The organism is Streptomyces calvus (genome assembly GCF_006782915.1).
GTDB lineage: Bacteria > Actinomycetota > Actinomycetes > Streptomycetales > Streptomycetaceae > Streptomyces > Streptomyces calvus.
The window spans coordinates 1-20,658 of sequence record NZ_VCNP01000051.1 but is presented as its reverse complement, the minus strand read 5'-3'; the positions used below and the strand labels follow the sequence as shown (position 1 = coordinate 20,658).

Below are 20,658 nucleotides of genomic sequence, written 5' to 3'. Positions count from 1 at the left end.
TCCCTCGTGCGTGCCTCGGTTCAGGTCGTACGGCCATGAGCCTAGCCGGACCACGGGCCGGCGGCCCCGGATGCGGCCCGCGATGAGTTCCGGGAGCGGGCGGGGTCCCAAGGAGGAGCGCACCTGCGGCAGACCGACCGAGGAGGTCCTTCCCGTGCACGGCATCCCCGAGACCCGTCTCGACCCGCGGTACAGCGATCCGGCGGCGACCGCGCCCCCGTGGTCCGAGGCGGAGCGGCGGCTCGCGGAGGCGGAGCTGTTCTGGATCTCCACGGTCCGCCCGGACGGCCGCCCCCACGTGACGCCGCTCCCGGCCGTCTGGTCGGACGGCGCGCTGCACTTCTGCACCGGCCCCGACGAGCGCAAGGCCCGCAACCTCGCGGCAAACCCGCACGTCGTGCTGACCACCGGCACCAACACCTGGGACCGGGGCTACGACCTGGTGGTGGAGGGCGAGGCGGTGCGGGTCGCCGACGACGCCCGGCTGCACGCCCTGGCGGCGGCGTGGGAGGCGAAGTACGGCGCCTTCTGGCACTTCGAGGTGCGTGACGGGCACTTCCACCACGGGCCCGGGCACGCCGTCGTGTTCGCGGTGGCGCCGGTCACCGTTTTCGGCTTCGGTAAGGGAGAGCCGTTCAGCCAGACGCGGTGGCGGTTCGCGTGACGCCGGAGTCCACGAAGGAGTCGCAGTTCATGGACATGACCCTCGAAGTGATCCCGCTGCCGGTGAGCGACATCGACCGGGCCAGGGACTTCTACCGGGACAAGGTGGGGTTCCACGTCGACATCGACCAGGAGGTGATGCCGGGCCTGCGCATCGTCCAGCTGACCCCGCCCGGCTCCGGATGCTCGATCGCCCTCGGGGACAGCATCTGGAAGATGACCCCCGGCCCCACCCCGGCCCCCGGCTCCTACCAGGGGCTCCAGCTGTGCGTCGCCGACATCGAGCAGGCGCGCGCGGAACTCGTCGCACGCGGCCTGGACGTCTCCGAACCGGTCCGCTACGCCCCGTCCGACGGCGCCACGTTCCTGTACTTCAAGGACCCGGACGGCAACGGCTGGTCCGTCCAGGAGTACCGGCGCCGGGCGACGGAGCCACTGCACAGGCTGCTGGCGGAGCTGGCGACCCGGCAGGCGTAGCGGCGGAGGATTCCGTACGCCCGGAGGCCGACGGGCCGACCGGTTCACCGGTCGGCCCGATCGGTCTGCGGGCGTGCGCGCGTGCTTACTTGCTCGCTTGCGTGCTTGTGGGCGTGCGTGCTTGCGGGCGTGCTCGCTTGCGAGCTTGCGTGCGTACGCGCGTGCTCGCCTGCTCGCGGGCGCGCGGGCTCGCAGGTGCGCGGGCTCGCGGGCTCGCGGGCGCGCTTGCGGGGCGGGCGGGCTCGGCGGCTCGCTGTCGACTTGTCGCTTGTTCTGCGGAAGTCGGCTGTCGGTCGTCCTTCGAAAGTCGGCCGTCGGTCGTCCTTCGAAAGTCGGCTTGTCGACCGTTCTCCATAAAGCGTGTCAAAAGCGGATGAATGGCGACTCGGGCACGGACGTTCCAAGGAAGGCCGGGCACACACGGTCCGACACGCGCCGGCCTTCCCGGACACGGAACCGTACGAAGGACATCCGATGAGGAGAAGTCGCCGATGAGTGAGTCCGTACAGACCGGAACCGGAACTGGAAGTACCGGAGAGAAGGTCAAGGCAGAGACCTCCGCGACGGCCGGTCAGGCCAAACAGGCCGCGGCCCAGGTCGCGGGGACAGCGGCGGAACAGGCCAAGGCCGTGGTCGGTGAGGCGCGGCAGCAGGCCGGCACGATCATCGACGAACTGCGCGTCCGGGCGACGAACGAGGCCGAGGGACAGACCCGGCGCGCGGCCGACACGCTGCGGCAGTGGGCGGACGACCTCGCCGGACTGGCCGAGAACGCGCCGAACGACTCCCCGGCCCGCAGTCTGGTGGCCCAGGCCGCCGACAGGGGCCACCGGGCGGCGGACTACCTGGGCAATCAGGGCGTCGAGGGGCTCGCCTCCGACCTCCAGGGTTTCGCCCGCCGTCGTCCCGGGGCGTTCCTCGGCGGCGCGCTGCTGGCCGGACTGGTCGTCGGGCGCGTGGCCAAGGCCGCGGGAGCGGCCTCCCGGTCCGACGGAACCGGACAGGGGCAGGTCACCGGCACCGGCCCGCCGGACGAGGCCGCGCTGCCCGCGTACCCCGCGTCGCAGGCACTTCCTCCCGGCCCTCCGACGGAGTCGGCACCGGAAGCACCGGCAGCACCGGTTTCCGGAGCGCCCGCACCGGGAGCACCGGCACCGGGAGCACCGCCCCAGGCGCCGCCCCCTCCGCAGGAACCGCCGATCACCGGCACCCCGCCGTACGGCACGCCGGACCGTCCGTACCCGGAGGTGTGAGATGGCCTCGATCTCACCCACGCCCGGCTCGACCGAGCCGGAGGGGCAGGACAAGTCACTGGGCGAGCTGCTGTCCGTCGTGACCTCCGACCTGCAGACGCTGTTCCGCAAGGAGGTCGAGCTGGCCAAGGCCGAGATCAGGGAGGAGGCGGGCAAGGCGGGCAAGGCCGCCGGGATGTACGGCGGCGCCGGCTTCGCCGGCTACATGGTCCTGCTGTTCCTGTCCCTGGCCGCGCTGTTCGGCCTGGCCAACGTCATGGACGAGGCCTGGGCCGCCCTGATCGTCACGGCGATATGGGCCGTGGCCGCGGCCGTGCTGTACCAGAAGGGCCGCGCGCACATGCGCAGCGTCTCGCCGAAGCCCGAGCAGACCGTCGAAACCATGAAGGAGAACGCGGAATGGGCACGTCACCCGACCGAGTGAGGGCCGAGATAGAGGCCACGCGCCACCAGCTGACCGCGGACGTGGACGAACTCACCGACCGGACCAGCCCCCGGCGCATGGTGACCCGTCGCAAGGAGAGGGTGCGCGGCACGGTGTCGGGCATCCGCGACCGGGTCATGGGCACCGCCTCGGAGACCGCGCACGGGGTGTCGCACGGCGCGCAGTCGGCGGCCGGTTCGCTGCAGGAGGGCACCGGCCGTGCGGTCGGCTCGGCACGCGAGGCGGCCGGCCAGGCCGGACAGACCGTGCAGCAGGCACCCGAGATGGCCCGGCGCCAGACGCAGGGCAACCCGCTGGCCGCCGGTCTGGTCGCCTTCGGGGTGGGCCTGCTGGCGTCCTCGCTGATGCCCGCCACGCAGACCGAGCAGGAGAAGGCCTCGGACCTGATGCAGAGCGACGCGCTCGAGCCGGTGAAGGAGGCCGCCGCCGAGTCCGCGCAGCACCTGAAGGAAGGCGCCAAGGAGGTCACGCAGGACAGCGCGGCGGAGGTGAAGGAGACGGCGGCGCAGGCCGCCCGCACCACCCAGCAGGAGGCGCGCGACCAGGGCACCCAGGTGGGAGAACAGGCCCGCGACTCCGGCCGGAGCCTCACCGACGAGGCCCGCGGATCGGGCCCGGCATGAGCGCGGCGCCCTGACCGGACCGCCGGAGAGAAACCCGCCCCCGCCCCCGGCCCCGATCCGGGCCAGGGGCGGGACAACCACCGGTTCCGTTCGCGTACGGGCCTCTGGCCTCCAAGGACTCCGACGTGGCCTCCGGCGGCCCCGGCGCCCGCTCACGGCGGCGGCGTGGGCCCGCTTCGTCGCGCGTGCCGCCGGCTGAGGCCGGAGGCCGTCCGCAGCGGACGGCCCCCGGTCGTGCGTCGTACGTCGTGCGTCGTACGTCGTGCGTCGTGCGTCGTGCGTCGTGCGTCGTGCGTCGTGCGTCGTGCGTCGTGCGTCGTGCTAGCTCGCGTACGTTTCGAACTCCGCGATGCGCGGTGTCCCGGACGAGCCGGTGATCTGGAAGGTGATCTTCTGGAGGGACGTCGGGGCGAAGCCGATGACGCCCGCTCCGCTGCCGGAGGCCAGGACGGCGCCGGTGTCGTGGTTGACGACCCGCCAGGAGCCGATGTTGCCCTCGGCGCCCGCCGCCTCACGGATGTTGACCTTGGAGACGGTGGTGGCGGAACCCCACTTGACCGAGACCGAGCCGGTCGATCCGGCCGGCGACCAGTAGGTGCTCATGTTGCCGTCACGGACGTTGCCGTAGCTGGTGCCGCTTGCCTTGCTGGTGCCGTCGGCGCCGGCCGTGAGGCTGAGGTTGGTGCCGGTCGGCGGGTCGGTCGGGTCCGGGTCCGTCGGGTCCGGGTCGGGGTCCGTCGGGCCCGGCTCGGTCGGGTCCGGGGTCTGCGGGGTGCAACTGCCGTCCGACACCTTCAGGCCCTTGTTGGCGCCCGCCGTCTGGCTCACGACGCTCGGCACGCAACTGGCCGCGTCCGGGGTGAACGCGTACGGAATGCTGACCGAGGTGTTCGACGTCGGGTTCGGACCGGCCGGGTTGTGGTCGCCGCTGCGCTCGGACCACGTCACGTTGTCGAAGATGTTGCCGCTGACCTGCCAGTAGCCGGCCGCGTCGGTGTAGAACGTGCCGAGGACGTCCTTGGAGTCCTCGAAGTAGTTGTTGTCCACCTTCGCGCGGGCGCCGGCACGGGAGTTGATGCCGGACTCGTTCAGGCTCTTGTAGTGGTTGTTGTAGATGTGCGCGATGCCGCCGCGCAGCAGCGGTGTGCGCGAGTCGATGTTCTCGTACAGGTTGTGGTGGAACGTCACGTAGCCGTTCGACGTGTCGCTCTCGCTGGAGCCGATCAGCCCGCCACGGCCGGAGTTGCGCAGGGTGCTGTAGGACAGCGTGACGTACTGCGTGTTGTCCTTCATGTCGAAGAGGCCGTCGAAGCCCTCCGACTCGCCGCCCGACGCCTCCAGCGTGGTGTGGTCGACCCACACGTTGCGGACGTCGCTCTCCATGCCGATGGCGTCGCCGCCGTTGGAGGTGGGCGAGCCCGACTTCTTGACGTTCCGGATCGTCACGTTCTGGATGATGATGTTGCTGGACTGCCGGATGTGGATGCCCAGCTGGTCGAAGACGGCACCGTTGCCGACACCGACGATGGTGACGTTGCTGATCTGCTTCAGCTCGATCACGCCGTCGGCGGTGCTGCAACTGTCACCCGACACCTTGCTGGTGTTGCCGTGGTTGATGGTGCCCTCGACCTGGATGACGATCGGGGTGGAGCTGCTGGCCCGGCTGCACAGGGCCTGGTGGATCGCGGTGCCCGTGGTGGCACGGACCGTCTGTCCGCCCGCACCGCCGGTCGTGCCGCCGTTCTGGGTCGCGAAGCCGGTGGCGCCGGACGCGGCGACGGCCGCCTCGGCCGTGGACGCCGTGGACAGGGCCGCGCCGGTCGCTGCCGCGAGGGCCCCCGTGGCCAGTAACGCGGAAAGTCGCACTGCGACGGATCGTCTCATGACTCGTCTCGCCTTTCGTCCTCATGTGGGGGCGTTCCGCCCTGACGTGCTGGGTGTGTCATGGGCATGTCAGTCGAACCGATGAGGGACGGCGGGGTGAGCCGGACCCATCGGCGAGAAAGCGCTTTCTGCTGACGCGACAGTAAGGCGACCCACGAGGGGCTGGCAAGGTTCCGCGCAGTTACGGAACGCTAGCCTCCGGTTCCCCTCGCGGGTCGGACGACTTCACCGTGGTCGCGCCGTCGCGGAGACTCCCAGTCGGACCGGAAGAGGACGCTCAGTCGAGACAGAACTCGTTGCCCTCGACGTCCTGCATCACGATGCACGACTCGTTGTCCTCGTCGGCGTACAGCGTCCGCACGTGCACCGCGCCCAGCGCCACCAGCCGTGCGCACTCGGCCTCCAGCACGGCCAGGCGCTCCGCGCCCACGAGCCCTGTGCCCGCCCGCACGTCGAGGTGCACCCGGTTCTTGGCGACCTTCCCCTCCGGAACCCGCTGGAAGTACAGCCGCGGACCCACACCCGTGGGATCACTGCACGCGAACCACGCACCCCGGTCCTCGGGCGGCAACGAGTCATGGAAGTCGTCCCACGTGGCAAACCCCTCCGGCGGCGGCGGTGCGACATACCCGAGCACCTCGCACCAGAAGCGAGCGACGCGCTCGGGTTCCGCACAGTCGAAGGTGACCTGAACCTGCTTGACCGATGACATCGAACCACCGTAACAGGGCGACTCCGCCGCCCAATTGCTGGTCAGCGTGGGGTGGTTGACCAATGAAGGGCCGGGCTGGGCCGGGCCGGACGGCCGCTGCCGCGTGGCACGGGCGGTCGTCCGGCTCCGATCCTTCGCCTGCTCCGGCACTCCGTCAGCTGCGCTGCTTCGCGTGCTCCGGGGGCTTCGTCGGCTGCGCTGCTTCGTCCGCTCGGATACTTAGCCTGCTCCGACGCTTCGTCGGCTGCGCCGCTTCGTCGGCTGCGCTGCTTCGTCCGCTCCGGGGGCTTCGTCGGCTGCGCCGGCCCGGTGGTTGTTACAGCACCGGGAGGTTCTTGCGGAGTTCGAAGGCGGTGACCTCGGAGCGGTACTCCTCCCACTCCTGCTTCTTGTTGCGCAGGAAGTGATGAGGGTCGGGGACCACCTCGGGCGATCGGGATCGGTGCAGCACTTGCTGTCCGCCGAGGGGCTGTTGATGGTCGTTGTTGGTCATCCTGGGCCGCCCTTCGACGGCCCACAGACGGCCCGGCTTTGGCGCGGGGCAGAGCGTTGAACACCGACTTAAGAGTTCGATCGCCCTGCGGAGTGACGTGCCATAGAAGGGCTGGGTGGCACCTCGACGATCCGGCTGTGGCTGCCTCGGCACCTCACCGTTCGCCGCTGTTGATGTCAGCCTGATGTCAGACCCATCTGATCGCTTCTCAAGTCAGCCGATCCGAGGCGGCACGCGTAGCGGCACCGGCTCATCCTGCCCGTCCCACTTCACCCGCAGTACCGGTGGGATCGATGCTTGCATCGATCCCACCATCATGAAGTCGTGAACCTCTCCCGGCGCAAGTGATAGTCCTGCGGGCCAGTCATCAATCATGGCCTCGACCTCATCGACACAAACGATGTTCTCCGCAGGTCCTGTGCCGTAATTGGCCAGGTGCCACATCGCTTTGTTGGCGTGTTCGATACAAAGCGCTGCCCGTGGGCGGTTCGCCTCCGCTTCAGCGGCTCTGCGTTCTGCTGCTTCACGGCGTTGGTCCTCTAGGGTTTCCTCCGCGACGGCGGCTGACCGTTCCGAAGCGTCGCTGGAGCGGCGCGCTTCCACTACCGCCTGTTCTGAGGCGTCAGCCGAGCGCTTTGCTTCTATGACCGACTTTTCTGCTGCGTCAGCGGCACGACTTCCGTCACTGCGGGCCTTCAGGCTGACTACAACGGCCCCAACCGATACGACAAGTGCGGCCCACGCGGGCACGTCTCCCATATCCATGGGGTGGAAGCTACGGCACGGCACTGACACTCCCCGCCACCCATTGTCGGGGCGACGGGCAGTGTCAGTGGGCCGAATTGAGTGTGATCGACCCTCGCGCGGAGTACCAGTTTGGAAGATCGCGTACGCGGATGCGCCCTGATCTGGCAGTGCACTGACCTGCGCGTTCCTGTGCTCTTCGCCGTGCCCCCGTTACTCCCTGCCTGACGCCGACTGGGCGGGCACGCGAGGGGCACGGGCGGTTCCCTGGCTAGGTCTGCAGCAGGAGCGCTGCCAGCCCCGTCAGGGCGGTGATCAAGCTGGCGAGTGCCGTGATCAGTAGAGCTACCTGGTGGCTGCGGGTGGTTGGCCCGCTGATTGCCTCTGGTGTACTGTTCTGGATATCCCATACTCCATGGCGTTCGCCATAGAGTTCTGGGGACGAGTGGTCGGACTTCGGCACGAACTACTCCTATATCGAGTGACCCGTCGGCGCGCTGGTTGTGGAAGGCAAGCGCAACGCCGAACGGGTCTTCGGTGTTTGTTAGTTGGCCAACTCTAGCAGGATGTGCCCGCAACTAGCTCCGGGCTCCGGATGCTTGACGGATTGCTCAGCTGGCCTGTCGCCGACCGTAGCAGCGTGCTGGCCGAGTGCTGTTCTGGTCTGTACTGACAGCGGTGACTTCCAGCAACGAAGCGCTTGGTGTGAGGTCCGCGTTGGTTAGGTGTGCAGCCGGGTTGGCTCGGTGTTGATAGGCACCTGTACCTAACTGTGCGCAAGCAAGATTGGCCGGAAGGGAACGATTTTGGGTAGCAGCTGTTTCCGGCGAGCGATCATGGCCCCGTAAGCTTCTGGCGAGTCGGGCAGTCTGTTGACCTGCCCGTTGAAGCACGACGTTGGGGCTTCACTGTCGCTGGCCTAAGCCCTCCCGCTCATCCTAGGGACGGCACGCCGGTTCCTGGCTGCGGGGCGGCCGCGAGGTCTTTTTCAGTCGCGTGCCGCGGTCGTCGGGACGAGACGGCTCGTGAAGCCGTCAGCAACGAGACGACGGTACGCCGTCTCAACGTCCGCAGGGATCTCCTGGCGGATCATGAACCCCTCGTCCGGGTAGATCATGAGCCGCTGCTGCGCTCCGACCAACATGTCGATGACCAGGCGCTCGTCGCCGATTGTGGTGATGTACTCCGCGAAGCTCATCGACGCGGAAGCGCAGATCCACTCCACCTCGGGCCACAGCTTCCGCGCCGTTGCGTAGGCGCGACGCTCTTCGTACGGCTTGCAGACGAGCAGGACAGAGGAAACGGCGATGCCCTGGTCAGCAAGCAGCGCACGCGAGAACGTGATGTTCTCTCCGGTGTTCCGGGCGTTCGGTTCGACAAGTATGGCGTCCGCCGGCACTCCGAGTGCCAGGGCTCGCTCTCGGTAGTGCTCTGCTTCGCCCCGTGGCATCCGGTCACGGGTGGTCCGACTGGTCGCTCCCGTGAAAACGATCAGGGGAGCCATGCCGTCCCGGTACAGGGCCGCCGTAGTGTCGGCGACCCCGAGGTCATGGCTCCCCAGGCCGATGGCGACCGAGCACGGGCGTACCTCGTGGCCCATCTGCTGGAAGCCCCAGAGTCGTCGCGCATCCGCCCATGACTGCTGCGAGATCACTTCTTGTCTCCGTCTTCCGCTGCCGAGTCGGGCACCTTGAAGTCGTACGTCCATGAGAAGCGCGTGGCCGCGTGCACGCCGAGCGCGAATTCGACCACCGTGCCGTCGGCCGTGAACGTCGTCCGGTGCAGCTCCACGACCCACTCGCCGGGGGCGAGCTGCAGGAGCTGCGCTTCGTCAGCGGTAGGCACTCGGGCGAACAGCGTCTCTCGCATGTGGTCGATCTCGTACCCCGCGTCGTACAGCACGCGAAACCCACCGCCCTTGCCGGCCGGGCCCGGAGTCGGGTCGACGATGCGCGTGCCCTCGACGTGTTCCGGGCGGTAGTAGCTGGTCAGAGTGTGCGTGGGCTGCGCCCCTTCCTTGACCAAGCGCGCGCGAGCGTAGACGTCGGCTCCCTCGGGCAAGCCGTGCGCTGCCGCGACTACCGGTGGCGCAGGGACCTTGCTGACCGTCTGCGTCTGTTCGTTGCGCCGATAGGCGCGGCCGGACGCCACCCGGTCCGCGATGAAGGCGACTTCGTCGCCGTCCCTCCACTTGGCCTTGTCGTACCTCTCGATTCCGAGCCGCTTGAGCGGCGGGCGGTCACGTACGACCGTGCCATGGCCACGGGAGGACGTCACCAGTCCCTCGGCTTCCAGCGCCTTGTAGGCCGCGTGAACAGTGGACTTGGAGCCCTCACCGGCCTCCACCAAGTCCCTGATCTGCGGCAACTGCTCACCAGGCGCGTATTCGCCAGACCGGATCTTCTCTGCGATCCGGTCCGCGAGCTCCCGCCACTTCGGCGCCATCAGAACCTCCCGTCGACTTCGACCAGTGAAACACAGTCCCAGGACTGTTGACAGTCCTGGGACTGTGAGTCATGGTCTTCTCAAGCACCTCGCAGTCCCAGGACTGCGGCGCTCAGCGGGGCCTTCTTTGGGCTGCGCACATGCACGGGGCGGGGACGCTGCAATCCCGCTAAAGGCCAGGTTGAACAGGGCTTCGGCCCGTACTGGCGAGGTGGCCCGGTGACCGCGAGCAACGGCCGGAGAGTGGGGACGCGATCCCCCTTGCAGTGCTTCATCCCTATTGATCTCGACTGAGAGGCATCCCGATGTAGCGACGACATCGATGGGCGCCGCCGTGCTGGACCGGCCGGCAGCGCGCGTACGACATTCCCGGTCCGCTCTCTTCCTGGAATCGCGGCGCCTGCGCTGCGGCCGGCTGCCTCTCCCGTCCGTCCGTTCCGCGCTCTGTGCGAGGGGTGTACGGGCGGGAGGGCGGGGAGCCGGAACACCCCATCGCTTCTTTGGAGTCCTGATGGCTGCTGCCGTTGAGATCGTTTCGTTCGGCTACCTGCACGATGAGCCGCCCGCCGCGCACCTGACCATCGACCTGCGTGAGCACTTCCGTGACCCGCACGTCAGTCCGGAGCTGCGGTACATGACGGCCCACGACGAGCCCGTCCGCACGGCCGTGCTGAGCACGCCCGGGGTCGCGGCGCTGGCGCTGGCGACCGCCGCGGCGGTCGAGGCGTACGCGTCGGGGCCCTCCTGGGGGCTCATCCGGATCGCCGACGGCTGCGCGGGGGGCCGCCACCGCGCGCCGGTCTTCGCCCTCGCGCTCGCCGAGCTGCTGCGCGACGCCGGACACCAGGTCACCGTGCATCACCGCGACCTGGACAAGGACGTCGTCCAGCGCTGACCCGCCCCAACGTTCAACCCGCAGCCGGAACCCCGGCTGCCTCACCAACGGCGCGTGCCCCCGGTGCGGGAACACCGGGGGCACTGTTCGGGCCGTTTCACCTGCTAGGGAGACCACGACCCATGGAACACATCGTCACTGTTCAGGACGCTGTTACCGCGTTCGCCGACTTCATGGAGCCGACGGACGCGGAGATGGACGCGATCGAGCTGGAGATGCCCGTCATCCTGGCGGACGTCGACCTGCTCGACGCGCAGATCGCCACGCTGGACCGCACGCCGACCGAGCTGGACGCCCGCCGGATCCGCCGGGCCCGCCGCCGCGCGCTGGCCGCCCGCGTCGCGCTGCTCAACCGCACCGCCGGCGCGAGTGTGCCCGGGGGTGCCGCGTGATCCGGTTCATCACCGCGGCCCGGCTGCGTCGGCTGGAGCAGGAGGCCGGGCAGGCGCGGGCCCGTGCCCGGGAGGTACAGGAGGAGGCGGATGCCGCCTGGAGCCGCCATGTGCGGGAGCTCTGGGACCTGACAGCGCGTGCTGAGACTGCCGAGAGTGACGCCGCGATCCTGTGGGATCACGTCTTGGAGGCCGAGGCGGCGCTGAAGAAGGCGGAGGCGCGGGCCGAAGGGTTTTGGGAGGACGCCGAACGGCAGGAGGCGGCCCTGGAACGGGCGGACGCGGACGCCGCGGTGCTCCGGGAGCGGGTGCGGCTGCTGGAGGTGGAGCTGGCGGCGTCCAAGGAAACGGGGCGGTGGCTGGTGCTGCTGCTCCACCGGGGCGAGCCGCACAGCATCCACCGCAGTCAGGCTGACGCGCAGGCCTACGTCGCCACCCGCGGCATCCCCGTTCACGCCTGGGAGGCGAGCGACGAACGCCCTGCCTCTGAGGTGCTGTGGCGGATCGTGCCGTTCACGCGGGATGCGGCGGTCAACGGCTTTCGCTCGGTGTCGGTGCCCTCCCCGACCGGCTCTGAGGGGGCGGCGTGAACAGTGTTCAGGTCCGTTCAGCGGAGCGCGCGTTGTCGGGCGGCACCTGGCTGATCGTGTGTGGGGCGATGCTGTACTCGATCCTCACGGTCACGCCGTTGATGGCCAAGCACACGGCCGATGAGTGGGACTGGACCGCGCCGATTCTGCCGCTGGTGGTGGATGCTGCGGTGGTCATCGTGGTCAAGCTCGATGACGTGCTGGCCCGGCTGGGCGGGCACGGGGGCCGCTGGCCCGTCGTGCTGCGCTGGATGACCGGGCTCATGACCCTCGCTCTCAACACGGCCGACTCCGCGTTGAAGAAAGACCTGGTGGGCGTGGCTGTGCACGCGGTCGCGCCGCTGCTGCTGATCGTCACCGCGGAGACCGGGCTGGCCTACCGGCGGGCGATCGCCGCCGCGCAGGCGTCGTTGGAGCAGAAGCGGCGTGAGGAGCGCGAGCGGGCCGAGCAAGCTGCCCAGGAGCGGGAGGAAGCCGCGCGCCGGCGGGCCCGTGAGGAGCGTGAGCACGCCGCGGCGCTGGCGCGTGAACAGCGTGAACACGAAGCCGCCATCGCCCGTGAGCAGGCGGAGCGGGAGGAGCGGCGTCGGCGCGAGGAGCGGGAGGCCCAGGAGCGGGCGGAGCGCGAAGAGCGGGCCGAGCGTGAACGCCGTGAACGCGAGCGTGAACAGCGTGAGCAGGAGCGTGAACGGGCCGAGCGGGAGGCCGCCGCGCGCCGTGAACGCGAGCGCGCCGAGCAGGCGGCGCGTGAACGCCGTGAACGTCAGGAGCGCGAGGAGCGGGCCGAGCGTGAACGCGCGGCGCTGCTGGCTCGTGGACCGGCCGAGGACAAGCTGCCCGAGGGTGAGGCCCGGCAGCTCGTGGCCGCCGCGTTCACTGCGGGCCTGTCGGTGCGGTCGGCTGCGGAGCTGTGCGGCTGGTCGGTGGGGTGGGTGTCCGCCCGCTACGCCGAACACCGCGACGCCAGTGCCCGCGGGGCTGAGCTGGCCGTCGCGGGCAACTGATGGCCGCCATCCCGGTCTACCGGTGGCGGCTCGCCCCGGACGGACTGGCCACCCGCCGCCAGCTCCGCGCCGCCGGGCTGCGGCCCGGCGGTCAGGACGTGGCCGCGCAACTCGAACGGCCCCGCCGACGGCGGGGCCCGCTGGTCGCCTACCTGTACCGCGTCGACGCGGCGAAGCCCGTGCGGCCGATGACTTCCGCGAAATGGGCGGCGCTGGCCAAGGCGAACGCCGCCCGCCGCACGTGCCCGGAGTGCGGGCGGGACGCCGGATACGTCATCCCATCCTCGCTCGGCATGTGCGCGACCTGTGCCTACCCCGACGAGGAACAGCGCGCCGCCTAACCCCCGCAGACCACCCAACCGCTTGCAGGGCCTGGCCGCCGGACCTCTGACAGAACGCGGCCAGGCCCTCTTTGACTCCGTGAAGGAGTGCTCACAGCATGACGGAACTCAGCACCGAACCGGTAGCCGTCGAGGCTGCCTCCGCACCGGCACCGCCGCCCGAGACCACACCCGCACTCGCGCCCGCTCCGGTCGCGGCCGAGGTGGAGCACACGCCTGGCGGTTGGCCGGTTGTCCCGCTCGCCCTGTCGGGGGCGAACACCACCGTGGGCATGGTCGCCGCTGCCTCCCTGGTCGGCGGGCCGGTCGCCGCCATGGTCGCCGCGACCGGCGCGGTCGTCCTGGGCACGGTCGCCGCCGCCCGCTGCCGCACCCCCAACCCCCGCCGCGCCGCCCAACGCGCCGCAGCCCGTACCGCCGGACACACCACCGGCATGCGCCGTAGCAGCACAGGAGCAGGCGGAAGCCGGTCCGGTGGTGGTCGTTCGCTCGGCTCGCGCGGCGGGCGGTCCGGGAGCCGGTCGGGCCCTGTCCCGGGCCAGCGTCGTCGCTCCGCCGGGCCGGGCTCCCACCACAGCAGCACCGCCACCAACAACGGCAAGACCCGCGGCAAGGACGGTCAGGGAGCGGCCAAGCACCTGGCCGGCGGTGCGGGCAAGGCTGGGGGCCGGGCCGGTCAGATCAAGGCCCTGCGGTCCCAGCAGGCCGCGGCGGGCGGGTCGCGGGCCGACCGGCGCGCGCAGACCACTGCCGCGCGGCGTGCGGTCGCCGATGCCCGCCGCAACGCCAAAGCCGCAGCTGGCAACAGCCGCTTGGGCGGGGGCGGGAACAGCGCGGCCGGGCGTCTGCTGGGCGGCACGCTCCGCAAGGCCCGCGCCGCCCGGGACACCGCGGTCGCCAAGCACCGGGCCAAGCGGGATGCGAAGACCGGGGAGACGGTGGCAGCGCAGCGGGCCGCGGTCCGCAAGGCGCCCGCCCGGCGGGCCGCCCGGCAGGCCCTGCGCCGGTCCGCGGCCCGCTTCCACGGCCGCCGTCTGCTGGCCGCGCTGCTCGCCCTGCCCGTCGGCCTGCTCGGGCTCATCACCACACCACTCGGGCGGAAGCTCGGCATCCCGTGGCTGATGCACCCCGGCCGCCGCCTGTACCGGCACCTGGCCGGCATCGCCGCCGAGCAGCGCGCCGCCCGGGATCAGGCGATCCGCGAGGAGCTGGCCGAGCAGGAAGCCGCGGCGGACGCCGAGGCCGCCCAGGACGGATCCGAGGGCATCGGCGACCGCGTCGAGCGGCCCGCCACGCAGGTTCCCACCAGCACGAACGACTCAACGAGTGAGGGAGAGCACGTGTCCGGTTTCCGGTTCGAAGAGGCCGCCGCCGAGATGGAGCAGGCCGCCAACTCCTACGAGCCCGAGAACGCCATGGAGATCCTGACCATGGTCGAGGGCCTGCCGGCCGCGCTGACCAGCGTGGCGAACGTGATGAAGATCCTCGCCGAGCGGTCCGACAGCGAGTTCCCGCTGGAGAAGGAAGTCGCGGACGGCTTCAACGACATCTTCGGCGCCCTGATGAGCGCCGTCGCGGTCGCCGAGGACATGGGCCCGCTGTTCCGGCAGGTCCACGCACAGGACATCGCCCGGCACGAGGACCCCCGCAACGGCCACCAGGCCGAGAAGGGCTGGAACGTCTGATCATGGCCACCACCGCCACCGCCAAGCAGAACGCGAGCAGTGGCCCGGTGCTGGACTGGGCGGCCGGTCACGGACCCGTGACCGGCGCCCTGTCCGCCACCACCGGAGCCTTCGCCGTCGCCACCACCGGCGCCGCCACCAGCACGCCCCCCGGCTGGGCGCTCGCCGTCGGAGCCGCCGGCGCCCTCGGCCACACCATCGCCGGACTGCGTATCCGCAACTCGGGCCGCACCCTGGCCACCCGCGCCGCGTCCTGGCTGGTCGGCGCGGGCTGGACCACCTGGGCCATGACCCACGGACCGCTCACCTGGGCCGCCCTGGGATCCCTGGCCACCATCGGCGTCGGCATCGGCGCCGCCACCCGCTCCACCAACCTCTACGAAGAGGCCCGCGAGGAAGAAACCATCGCCGCCGAGCAGCGGCAGATCGCCGCCGAACTGTCCGCGGAGCGCCGGGCCATCGCCGCCGAGTGGATCGACCGCATCCAGCGCGTGTGCTCCATCACCGTTCGCGTCGTCGGGGTGGAGATGTGGGAGACCGGGGCCGGGTTCTCCATCGACGCCGAACTCCCGCCCGGCGGCGCCACCTACGCCAAGATTGCGGCGGAGTCGGCGCGGCTGTCGGCGGATGCCCGCCTGCCGCACGGCTGCACCGCCACCGCCTCCCCCGGAATCCATCAGGGCCGGGTCATCATCGACGTGACCACGGTCAACGTGCTGGAGCAGGAGCGCACTTACCCGGCCGACTACGGGCCGCTGTCCCTGCACACCGGCATCCCCTGGGGATACCGGACCAACGCCGAGCAGATCCTGGCCTACCTGCGTGAGCAGTGCGCGCTCATCGTCGGCCCGACCGGTTCGGGCAAGACCAACCTGGTCCACTCGATCCTCGCCGGGTTCGCCCGCGCCGGTGACATCCTGACCTGGGTGATCGACCTCAACGCCGGCAGCGCGGGCCTGCCCTGGGTGCTGCCCGCCCTGGGCGGCGAGATCAAGGGCGAGGACGGCAAGCCGGTCCGGCCCGGCATCGACTGGCTCGCGGGCACGTTCGATGAGGCCATGACCATGCTCGACACCGCCGTCCGCGTGGCCAAGCAGCGCAAGATGGGCTACCAGGACGTCCTCGCCCGCGCGAACACGGACCTGCTCCCGATCAGCGCCAAGATTCCTCAGATCATGCTGGTCATTGACGAGGGCGCGGAGATCTTGGCCAGCCCCGACCGGCAGGTCCGCAAGCTCGGGGAGAAGATCCTGGAAGTGATCCGGATCGCCCGCGCCATGGGCATCCGCACCGTCCTCACCGCCCTCGGGGCCACCGGCAGCGTGTTGAGCAACCTGATGATCCGTCGGGAAGCCAAGGTCCGTATCGCCCTGACCGGCGGTGAGACCGAGGGCATGGACCTGTCCAAGATGTTCCCCGGCTCCCGCGGGCTGCGCGTCGACCAAGCCCCCTACAAGGGCGCCGGGTTCATGGGCACCCCGGAGTCGCCGGCCGCGCTGTTCAAGGCGTGGCGGATCCTGCCGAACCAGATCCGCGAGATCATCGCCGCCACGTCCGACCGGCACCCCGTGCTGGACGACATCTCTGCCAAGGCCGCCGGCCCCGCCTACGCCCGCCGCTGGGACGCCGACCGCATCGCATGGATGCACGACCAGGCCCCCGAGACCGGCGAGACCGGCACGACGGCCGCAGAGCGGGCCGGGACGGGACTGAACCTGTCCGCGCTGCAGGACCAGCCCACGACGCAGGTCTCGCCGGAGGACGAGATGCTGCGGATGTTCCGCGAGCAGATCGACGCGCAGTTCGCCACCGCACCGGACCCGCGCATCCCCGCCGACGACACCCCCTCGCCCGCGGCGGGCGGGCTGAACCTGTCGGCGCTGCGGGGCGAGCAGGACAACCCCGCCCACCGGGCCGCGCTCGCGCTGCTGCTCGCCGCCGGCCGTGAGGGCACCGGAGCATCCGCGATCGCCCGCGCGCTCGCCAAGGAGCACGGCACGACCCGTCAGACGGTTGTCGGCTGGCTCAAGGCGTGGGTGAAGGACGGCACCGCCGTCCGTATCGGGGAGGGCACCAAGGCCCGCTACGTCCACCGCCAGCACGCCCCCGAGAGCTGATCGCCTGTCGCTTGTCACCCCGCCGGGAAACAGGCCCGCAGCACCCGCTGAGAGGCCCGGGAACGGCTTGTGACCTGCAAGGCGACAAGCGACAAGACAAGACAAGCGACAAGCCACACGACAAGGAAGACGACAAGCAACGCGACAAGTACACCCATCGCCGAACGGGCCCGCACCCAGACAACTGGTGCGGGCCCGCGGCTCACCCGAGGGAGCCTGAACATGACCCACCACACCCCGCCGGGGAACATCGCCCCGCACATACCCGCCGCCGACTGGCAACGCGCACAGGCCACCGGACAGCCCGTCGTCATCGTCCTCAACGACACCCACCCGACCGGCATCCCCTGGCGCCGCGCCCTGATTCCGTTCGCGATCGCCGGTGCCGCCGTCGCGGGCGGCTGGGGACTGGTCGCCGCCCTGTGCCTCCTGCTGGACGCCGCCGCCCACACCGCCACGGTCATCGCCGGAGCTGCCGGACCCATCGGCATCGGCGGCATCACCCTCAAACTCGCCCGCGGCAAACACTGACAAGGAGACCAGACCCGTGCGACTGCGTACCCAGCGCACCCCGTTTCCGCGCAACGCGCTGATCCTGACCGACACGCCCCGCCCCGACTGCCCCGACTGCGACGGGGTGGGCGCCATCGAGTACCCCTACGGCGACTACGACACCGGCGAGTACGCCGGGAGCAACTGGGACCCCTGCACCTGCTGGCACGAGGCCCGCCGCTGGCTGCTGCTGCCCCTGCCGAGCCTGCCCCGCTGGCTGCGCCGCCGGCGTCGCGACGCCGACCCGTGGGGCCCCGGTTACAGCGACGAACCGCCCTTCTAACGACGCCAAGGGCGGCCCCTCTCTCGCCAAAGAACCGGGGCCGCCCTTGTCCACCTGCCATCCAACTGACCTGTGGAGGTCTCCCAGCATGACGCAACCGACCGACACGCGAACAGAGCTCCTGCGCACCGCTCTGTCCCTGGCAGCTTCCGGCGTGCCGGTACTGCCCCTTCGGCGGGGCAAAGTGCCGTTCGGCAACTGCCCCGCCTGCAAGGGCAGCGGCTGTGGGGACCGGCCCAACATGAAGGCGGCCGGTCCCTGCCGGTGCCCGGCGCCGTGCCACGGATGGGCCGCCGCCACCACCGACCCGGCCGTCCTCACCTCCCCGGCCTGGACGGCCGCATGGCGACGGGCCGTCGCCCTCGCCTACCACCCCGGCGGCGCCGGGCTCACCGTGGTCGACCTGGACGACGCGCAAGCCATCGCCTGGGCCCGTACCGCACTGCCCGCGACGCGGACCGTGGCGACGACGCGCGGTGAGCACTGGATCTACCGGGGCGTCATGGTGTCGTCCAACGGGGTGCGTCCCGGGGTCGACATCAAGTCGACCATGGCCTACGCCCGCTATCTCGGTCCCGGCACCGGTTGCATGACCGACCTGCCCAACGCCGTGCGCGCGCTGGCCGTGAAGGAGCCGCCCCCGGTCCGGTCGGCGGCCGTCGTCGTGCCCGCGGGTGCCGGGGGCGGGGAGTGCTGTCACCGCACGCCCGCCTACCTGGAACGCGGTATCGCCATGGCCGAGCAGCGCATCACCGAGGCTCGTAGTGCGGTCCACGCCACGGTGTACCGGACGTTCCTCGCGGTGCTGTCCACGCATGGCCGGTGCGGCTGTCTCACCGACGCGCACGTCACGCGGTTGTTCACCGCTGCGCAGGCGAAGGGCGAGACGCTGCGGCATTGCACGGACGCGTGGGCCAATGCCCGCACCCGGTTGGGACTGTGAGCATGTCCGACGACGAGAAGAACCCCGCCCGTCAGATCATCACCGACTACGCACAGGCCCATTTCCGGTACTTCCGCACCGCTGACGGGACCGTGTACGCGCAGCGCAACGGCCACCCCGTGGCCCGCCCGATCCGCTCGCAGGGCACGACCGGAAGCCACCGGCAGGAACTCATGGTCGGACTGTTCCGCGACGGCATCGGCGTGTTCAACGGCACCGCCATGAAGGAGGCACTCGACTTGATCGAAGCGTTGGCGCTGACCGAGGACGTTCAGCCCGTGCACATCCGCGTCGCCCCCGGATACGACGGGGCCACGTGGCTGGACCTCGGGCGCAGCGACGGGCAGTCCGTGCGTATCCACCCCACCGGCTGGGACATCCGCACCCCCGACCCCCGTGAGGTGTGCTGGCGGCGTACCCAGCTCACCGGGGAACTGCCCCTGCCCGCCAAGGACGCCAACGGCAAGGGCATCGACCTGCTGATGCGGCTGTGCAACTTCGCCACCGCCGAGACCGAGTGCCTGGCCATCGCCTGGCTCATCGGCTGCCTCGGCCCGTCGGTTCCCGTCCCGGCACCGTTCCTCACCGGCCCGCAGGGTGCCGGCAAGTCCACCGGCGGCCGGATGCTCGTGAGGATCATCGAGGGCATGACCGGCGACCTGCGCCGCGCACCAAAGGACGAGGAAAACCTGATCGCCGCGGTGGCGGCCGGATGGGTCACCGCCCTGGACAACCTGTCCCACATGACCCCGGACCTGTCCGATGCGATGTGCTGCATCGTCACCGGCGCCGAGAACGTCAAACGCGCCCTGTTCACCGACGGGGACGTCTTCCGCGTCGGCTACCGCCGCCCCCTGCTCCTGACCGGCATCGACGTCGGCGTCATCCGCCCCGACCTCGCCGAACGGCTCCTGCCCCTGCGGCTGGAGCGGCCGAAGGTCCGGCGCACCGAAGACGAGCTGTGGGCGGAGTACGCGGAGGCACTGCCCGTCATCCTCGGCTCGCTCCTGGACCTCACGGTGAAGGTCCGCGCGGCCGAGGCAGAGACCCCGACCGACCTGCGCATGGCCGACTTCGCCCACCTGTGCGCGCAGCTCGACGCGGCCACCGGACTGGGAGCTCTCGCGGCCTACCGGGCCAGCCTGGACGACCTCAACGACGACGTCATCGAGGGCGACTTGCTGGCGCAGACCGTGCTGAAGCATGCCGCCGGCATCGAGCCGGGCACCGAGCAGCGGATGACGTCCGCCGAATGGCTGCACTGCCTCACCGGCCTCTACACGGGCGAGGACTTCCGTCCCCTGCCGAAGGGGTGGCCGACCACGGGCAAGGTGCTCTCAGACCGTCTCAAGCGGCTTCAGCCCACCCTCGCGGCCCGGGGCGTCCTCGTTGACTGGGGACGTACCAACACGGCCCGCTACATCGAGATCGCGCGGCCGTCCACCGCACCGGCCCCGGCCGAGCAGGAAGCGGCCTTCTAACCGCCGGGACCCGGCGGCCCGGACAAGCAAGAGGAGCACCCGGCAACGCGTGCTCCTCTTGCTGTTCGGCGGCAACGCCGCCCTGCGATGGTCGCGCCGCGAAGCGGCTCCTTCTCCGCGCACCACAACAGACACCACCCCCTTCTTGTCCGAAGGAGGAAGACGCTGCGTCACCTGCGTCACCCACGCCCCGTAAACGGCGTGTGACCTGCTGAAACAGCGGTGACGCAGACGGCCGATCCCTGCGTCACCCCGCGTCACCCGCGTCACCCGATGACGAAGGCCCGCGTCACCGGTGACGCACCCCCACCGTGATGCGTCACCGAGAATCCGCAGGTCAGAGCAGCGAATGACGCAGATGACGCAGGTGACGCAGAAATTCGCACCTCGGACACACGCGGCCCTGCCCTCCCCCTTGGAGTTCCTATGGCAATGCCGACAGATGTCGACCCTCGTGCCACCCTCCGCGGCGGCCTACCGGACCGTTACCTCACCCCTGACGACATCGCCGAGATGTTCGACGTGCCCCTTGAGACCGTCTATCAGTGGCGCAAGAAGCGCACCGGTCCGCGCGGCTTCCGCATCGGCAAGCACCTTCGGTACGACCCGGCCGACATCCGGGCCTACGTCGACCAG

The 20,658-nt window shown here is 70.5% G+C and carries 22 protein-coding genes and 1 pseudogene; 17 read left to right on the top strand and 6 right to left on the bottom strand.

Annotation, left to right across the window (positions count from 1 at the left end; all coding sequences use genetic code 11):
* Positions 1-154: 154 nt before the first annotated feature.
* The 5 genes from FGW31_RS25100 (at position 155) to FGW31_RS25080 (ending at position 3,461) form a co-directional block, all read left to right on the top strand.
* Positions 155-664, top strand: coding sequence for a pyridoxamine 5'-phosphate oxidase family protein (locus FGW31_RS25100; RefSeq protein ID WP_233288705.1), 510 nt, complete (start codon positions 155-157; stop codon positions 662-664).
* Between the two features lie 29 nt (positions 665-693).
* Positions 694-1,140 (top strand): VOC family protein, encoded by a 447-nt coding sequence (locus FGW31_RS25095; protein ID WP_142195777.1) that lies wholly within the window; start codon positions 694-696, stop codon positions 1,138-1,140.
* 491 nt (positions 1,141-1,631) lie between these two features.
* The gene (locus FGW31_RS25090) at positions 1,632-2,393 is read left to right on the top strand and encodes a hypothetical protein (RefSeq protein WP_142195776.1); all 762 of its coding nucleotides are present in this window, start codon (positions 1,632-1,634) and stop codon (positions 2,391-2,393) included.
* A gap of 1 nt (position 2,394) precedes the next feature.
* Complete coding sequence (locus FGW31_RS25085) at positions 2,395-2,817, top strand: phage holin family protein (protein ID WP_142195775.1); 423 nt, start codon at positions 2,395-2,397, stop codon at positions 2,815-2,817.
* Positions 2,793-3,461 carry a DUF3618 domain-containing protein gene (locus tag FGW31_RS25080; RefSeq protein ID WP_142195774.1) on the top strand — a complete coding sequence of 223 codons (669 nt, stop codon included), beginning with the start codon at positions 2,793-2,795 and terminating at the stop codon, positions 3,459-3,461. The genes FGW31_RS25085 and FGW31_RS25080 overlap by 25 nt, the downstream gene beginning before the upstream one ends.
* 321 nt (positions 3,462-3,782) lie before the next feature.
* Here FGW31_RS25080 and FGW31_RS25075 read toward each other — a convergent pair whose 3' ends face one another.
* From FGW31_RS25075 to FGW31_RS25050, 6 genes and pseudogenes are all read right to left on the bottom strand, one after another.
* Complete coding sequence (locus FGW31_RS25075) at positions 3,783-5,345, bottom strand: pectate lyase family protein (protein ID WP_142195773.1); 1,563 nt, start codon at positions 5,343-5,345, stop codon at positions 3,783-3,785.
* A gap of 277 nt (positions 5,346-5,622) precedes the next feature.
* Positions 5,623-6,057, bottom strand: coding sequence for a VOC family protein (locus FGW31_RS25070; protein WP_142195772.1), 435 nt, complete (start codon positions 6,055-6,057; stop codon positions 5,623-5,625).
* 316 nt (positions 6,058-6,373) lie between these two features.
* Positions 6,374-6,460: pseudogene (locus tag FGW31_RS25065) on the bottom strand (glutamine synthetase); the annotation flags it as partial.
* A 303-nt stretch (positions 6,461-6,763) separates the two neighbouring features.
* Entirely contained in the window at positions 6,764-7,315 is a 552-nt protein-coding gene (locus FGW31_RS25060; protein WP_233452576.1) for a hypothetical protein, read from the bottom strand.
* Between the two features lie 967 nt (positions 7,316-8,282).
* Entirely contained in the window at positions 8,283-8,948 is a 666-nt protein-coding gene (locus FGW31_RS25055) for a YdcF family protein (RefSeq protein WP_142195771.1), read from the bottom strand.
* Positions 8,945-9,739 carry a GntR family transcriptional regulator gene (locus tag FGW31_RS25050; RefSeq protein WP_142195770.1) on the bottom strand — a complete coding sequence of 265 codons (795 nt, stop codon included), beginning with the start codon at positions 9,737-9,739 and terminating at the stop codon, positions 8,945-8,947. Before FGW31_RS25050 ends, FGW31_RS25055 begins: the two co-directional genes overlap by 4 nt.
* Positions 9,740-10,250: 511 nt before the next feature.
* Here FGW31_RS25050 and FGW31_RS25045 point away from each other — a divergent pair.
* The 12 genes from FGW31_RS25045 to FGW31_RS24990 form a co-directional block, all read left to right on the top strand.
* Positions 10,251-10,634 carry a RapZ C-terminal domain-containing protein gene (locus FGW31_RS25045; protein WP_142195769.1) on the top strand — a complete coding sequence of 128 codons (384 nt, stop codon included), beginning with the start codon at positions 10,251-10,253 and terminating at the stop codon, positions 10,632-10,634.
* Between the two features lie 122 nt (positions 10,635-10,756).
* Entirely contained in the window at positions 10,757-11,026 is a 270-nt protein-coding gene (locus FGW31_RS25040; protein ID WP_142195768.1) for a DUF6284 family protein, read from the top strand.
* Positions 11,023-11,616, top strand: coding sequence for a hypothetical protein (locus FGW31_RS25035; protein ID WP_142195767.1), 594 nt, complete (start codon positions 11,023-11,025; stop codon positions 11,614-11,616). Before FGW31_RS25040 ends, FGW31_RS25035 begins: the two co-directional genes overlap by 4 nt.
* Complete coding sequence (locus tag FGW31_RS25030; RefSeq protein ID WP_142195766.1) at positions 11,613-12,620, top strand: DUF2637 domain-containing protein; 1,008 nt, start codon at positions 11,613-11,615, stop codon at positions 12,618-12,620. Before FGW31_RS25035 ends, FGW31_RS25030 begins: the two co-directional genes overlap by 4 nt.
* Complete coding sequence (locus FGW31_RS25025; RefSeq protein WP_142195765.1) at positions 12,620-12,961, top strand: RRQRL motif-containing zinc-binding protein; 342 nt, start codon at positions 12,620-12,622, stop codon at positions 12,959-12,961. Before FGW31_RS25030 ends, FGW31_RS25025 begins: the two co-directional genes overlap by 1 nt.
* A 98-nt stretch (positions 12,962-13,059) precedes the next feature.
* Positions 13,060-14,646 (top strand): hypothetical protein, encoded by a 1,587-nt coding sequence (locus tag FGW31_RS25020; RefSeq protein ID WP_142195764.1) that lies wholly within the window; start codon positions 13,060-13,062, stop codon positions 14,644-14,646.
* Positions 14,647-14,648: 2 nt separating this feature from the next.
* Positions 14,649-16,763, top strand: a complete 2,115-nt coding sequence (locus tag FGW31_RS25015) for a hypothetical protein (RefSeq protein WP_142195763.1) — start codon at positions 14,649-14,651, stop codon at positions 16,761-16,763.
* Positions 16,764-16,985: 222 nt separating this feature from the next.
* Positions 16,986-17,294 (top strand): hypothetical protein, encoded by a 309-nt coding sequence (locus FGW31_RS25010; protein WP_142195762.1) that lies wholly within the window; start codon positions 16,986-16,988, stop codon positions 17,292-17,294.
* Between the two features lie 16 nt (positions 17,295-17,310).
* On the top strand, positions 17,311-17,598 hold the full coding sequence (locus FGW31_RS25005) for a hypothetical protein (RefSeq protein WP_142195761.1): 288 nt from the start codon (positions 17,311-17,313) through the stop codon (positions 17,596-17,598).
* An 88-nt stretch (positions 17,599-17,686) separates the two neighbouring features.
* The gene (locus tag FGW31_RS25000) at positions 17,687-18,541 is read left to right on the top strand and encodes a bifunctional DNA primase/polymerase (RefSeq protein WP_142195760.1); all 855 of its coding nucleotides are present in this window, start codon (positions 17,687-17,689) and stop codon (positions 18,539-18,541) included.
* A 2-nt stretch (positions 18,542-18,543) separates the two neighbouring features.
* Positions 18,544-20,022, top strand: coding sequence for an ATP-binding protein (locus FGW31_RS24995; protein WP_142195759.1), 1,479 nt, complete (start codon positions 18,544-18,546; stop codon positions 20,020-20,022).
* A 426-nt stretch (positions 20,023-20,448) separates the two neighbouring features.
* On the top strand, positions 20,449-20,658 hold a 210-nt coding region (locus FGW31_RS24990; protein ID WP_142195758.1), incomplete at its 3' end, for a helix-turn-helix domain-containing protein.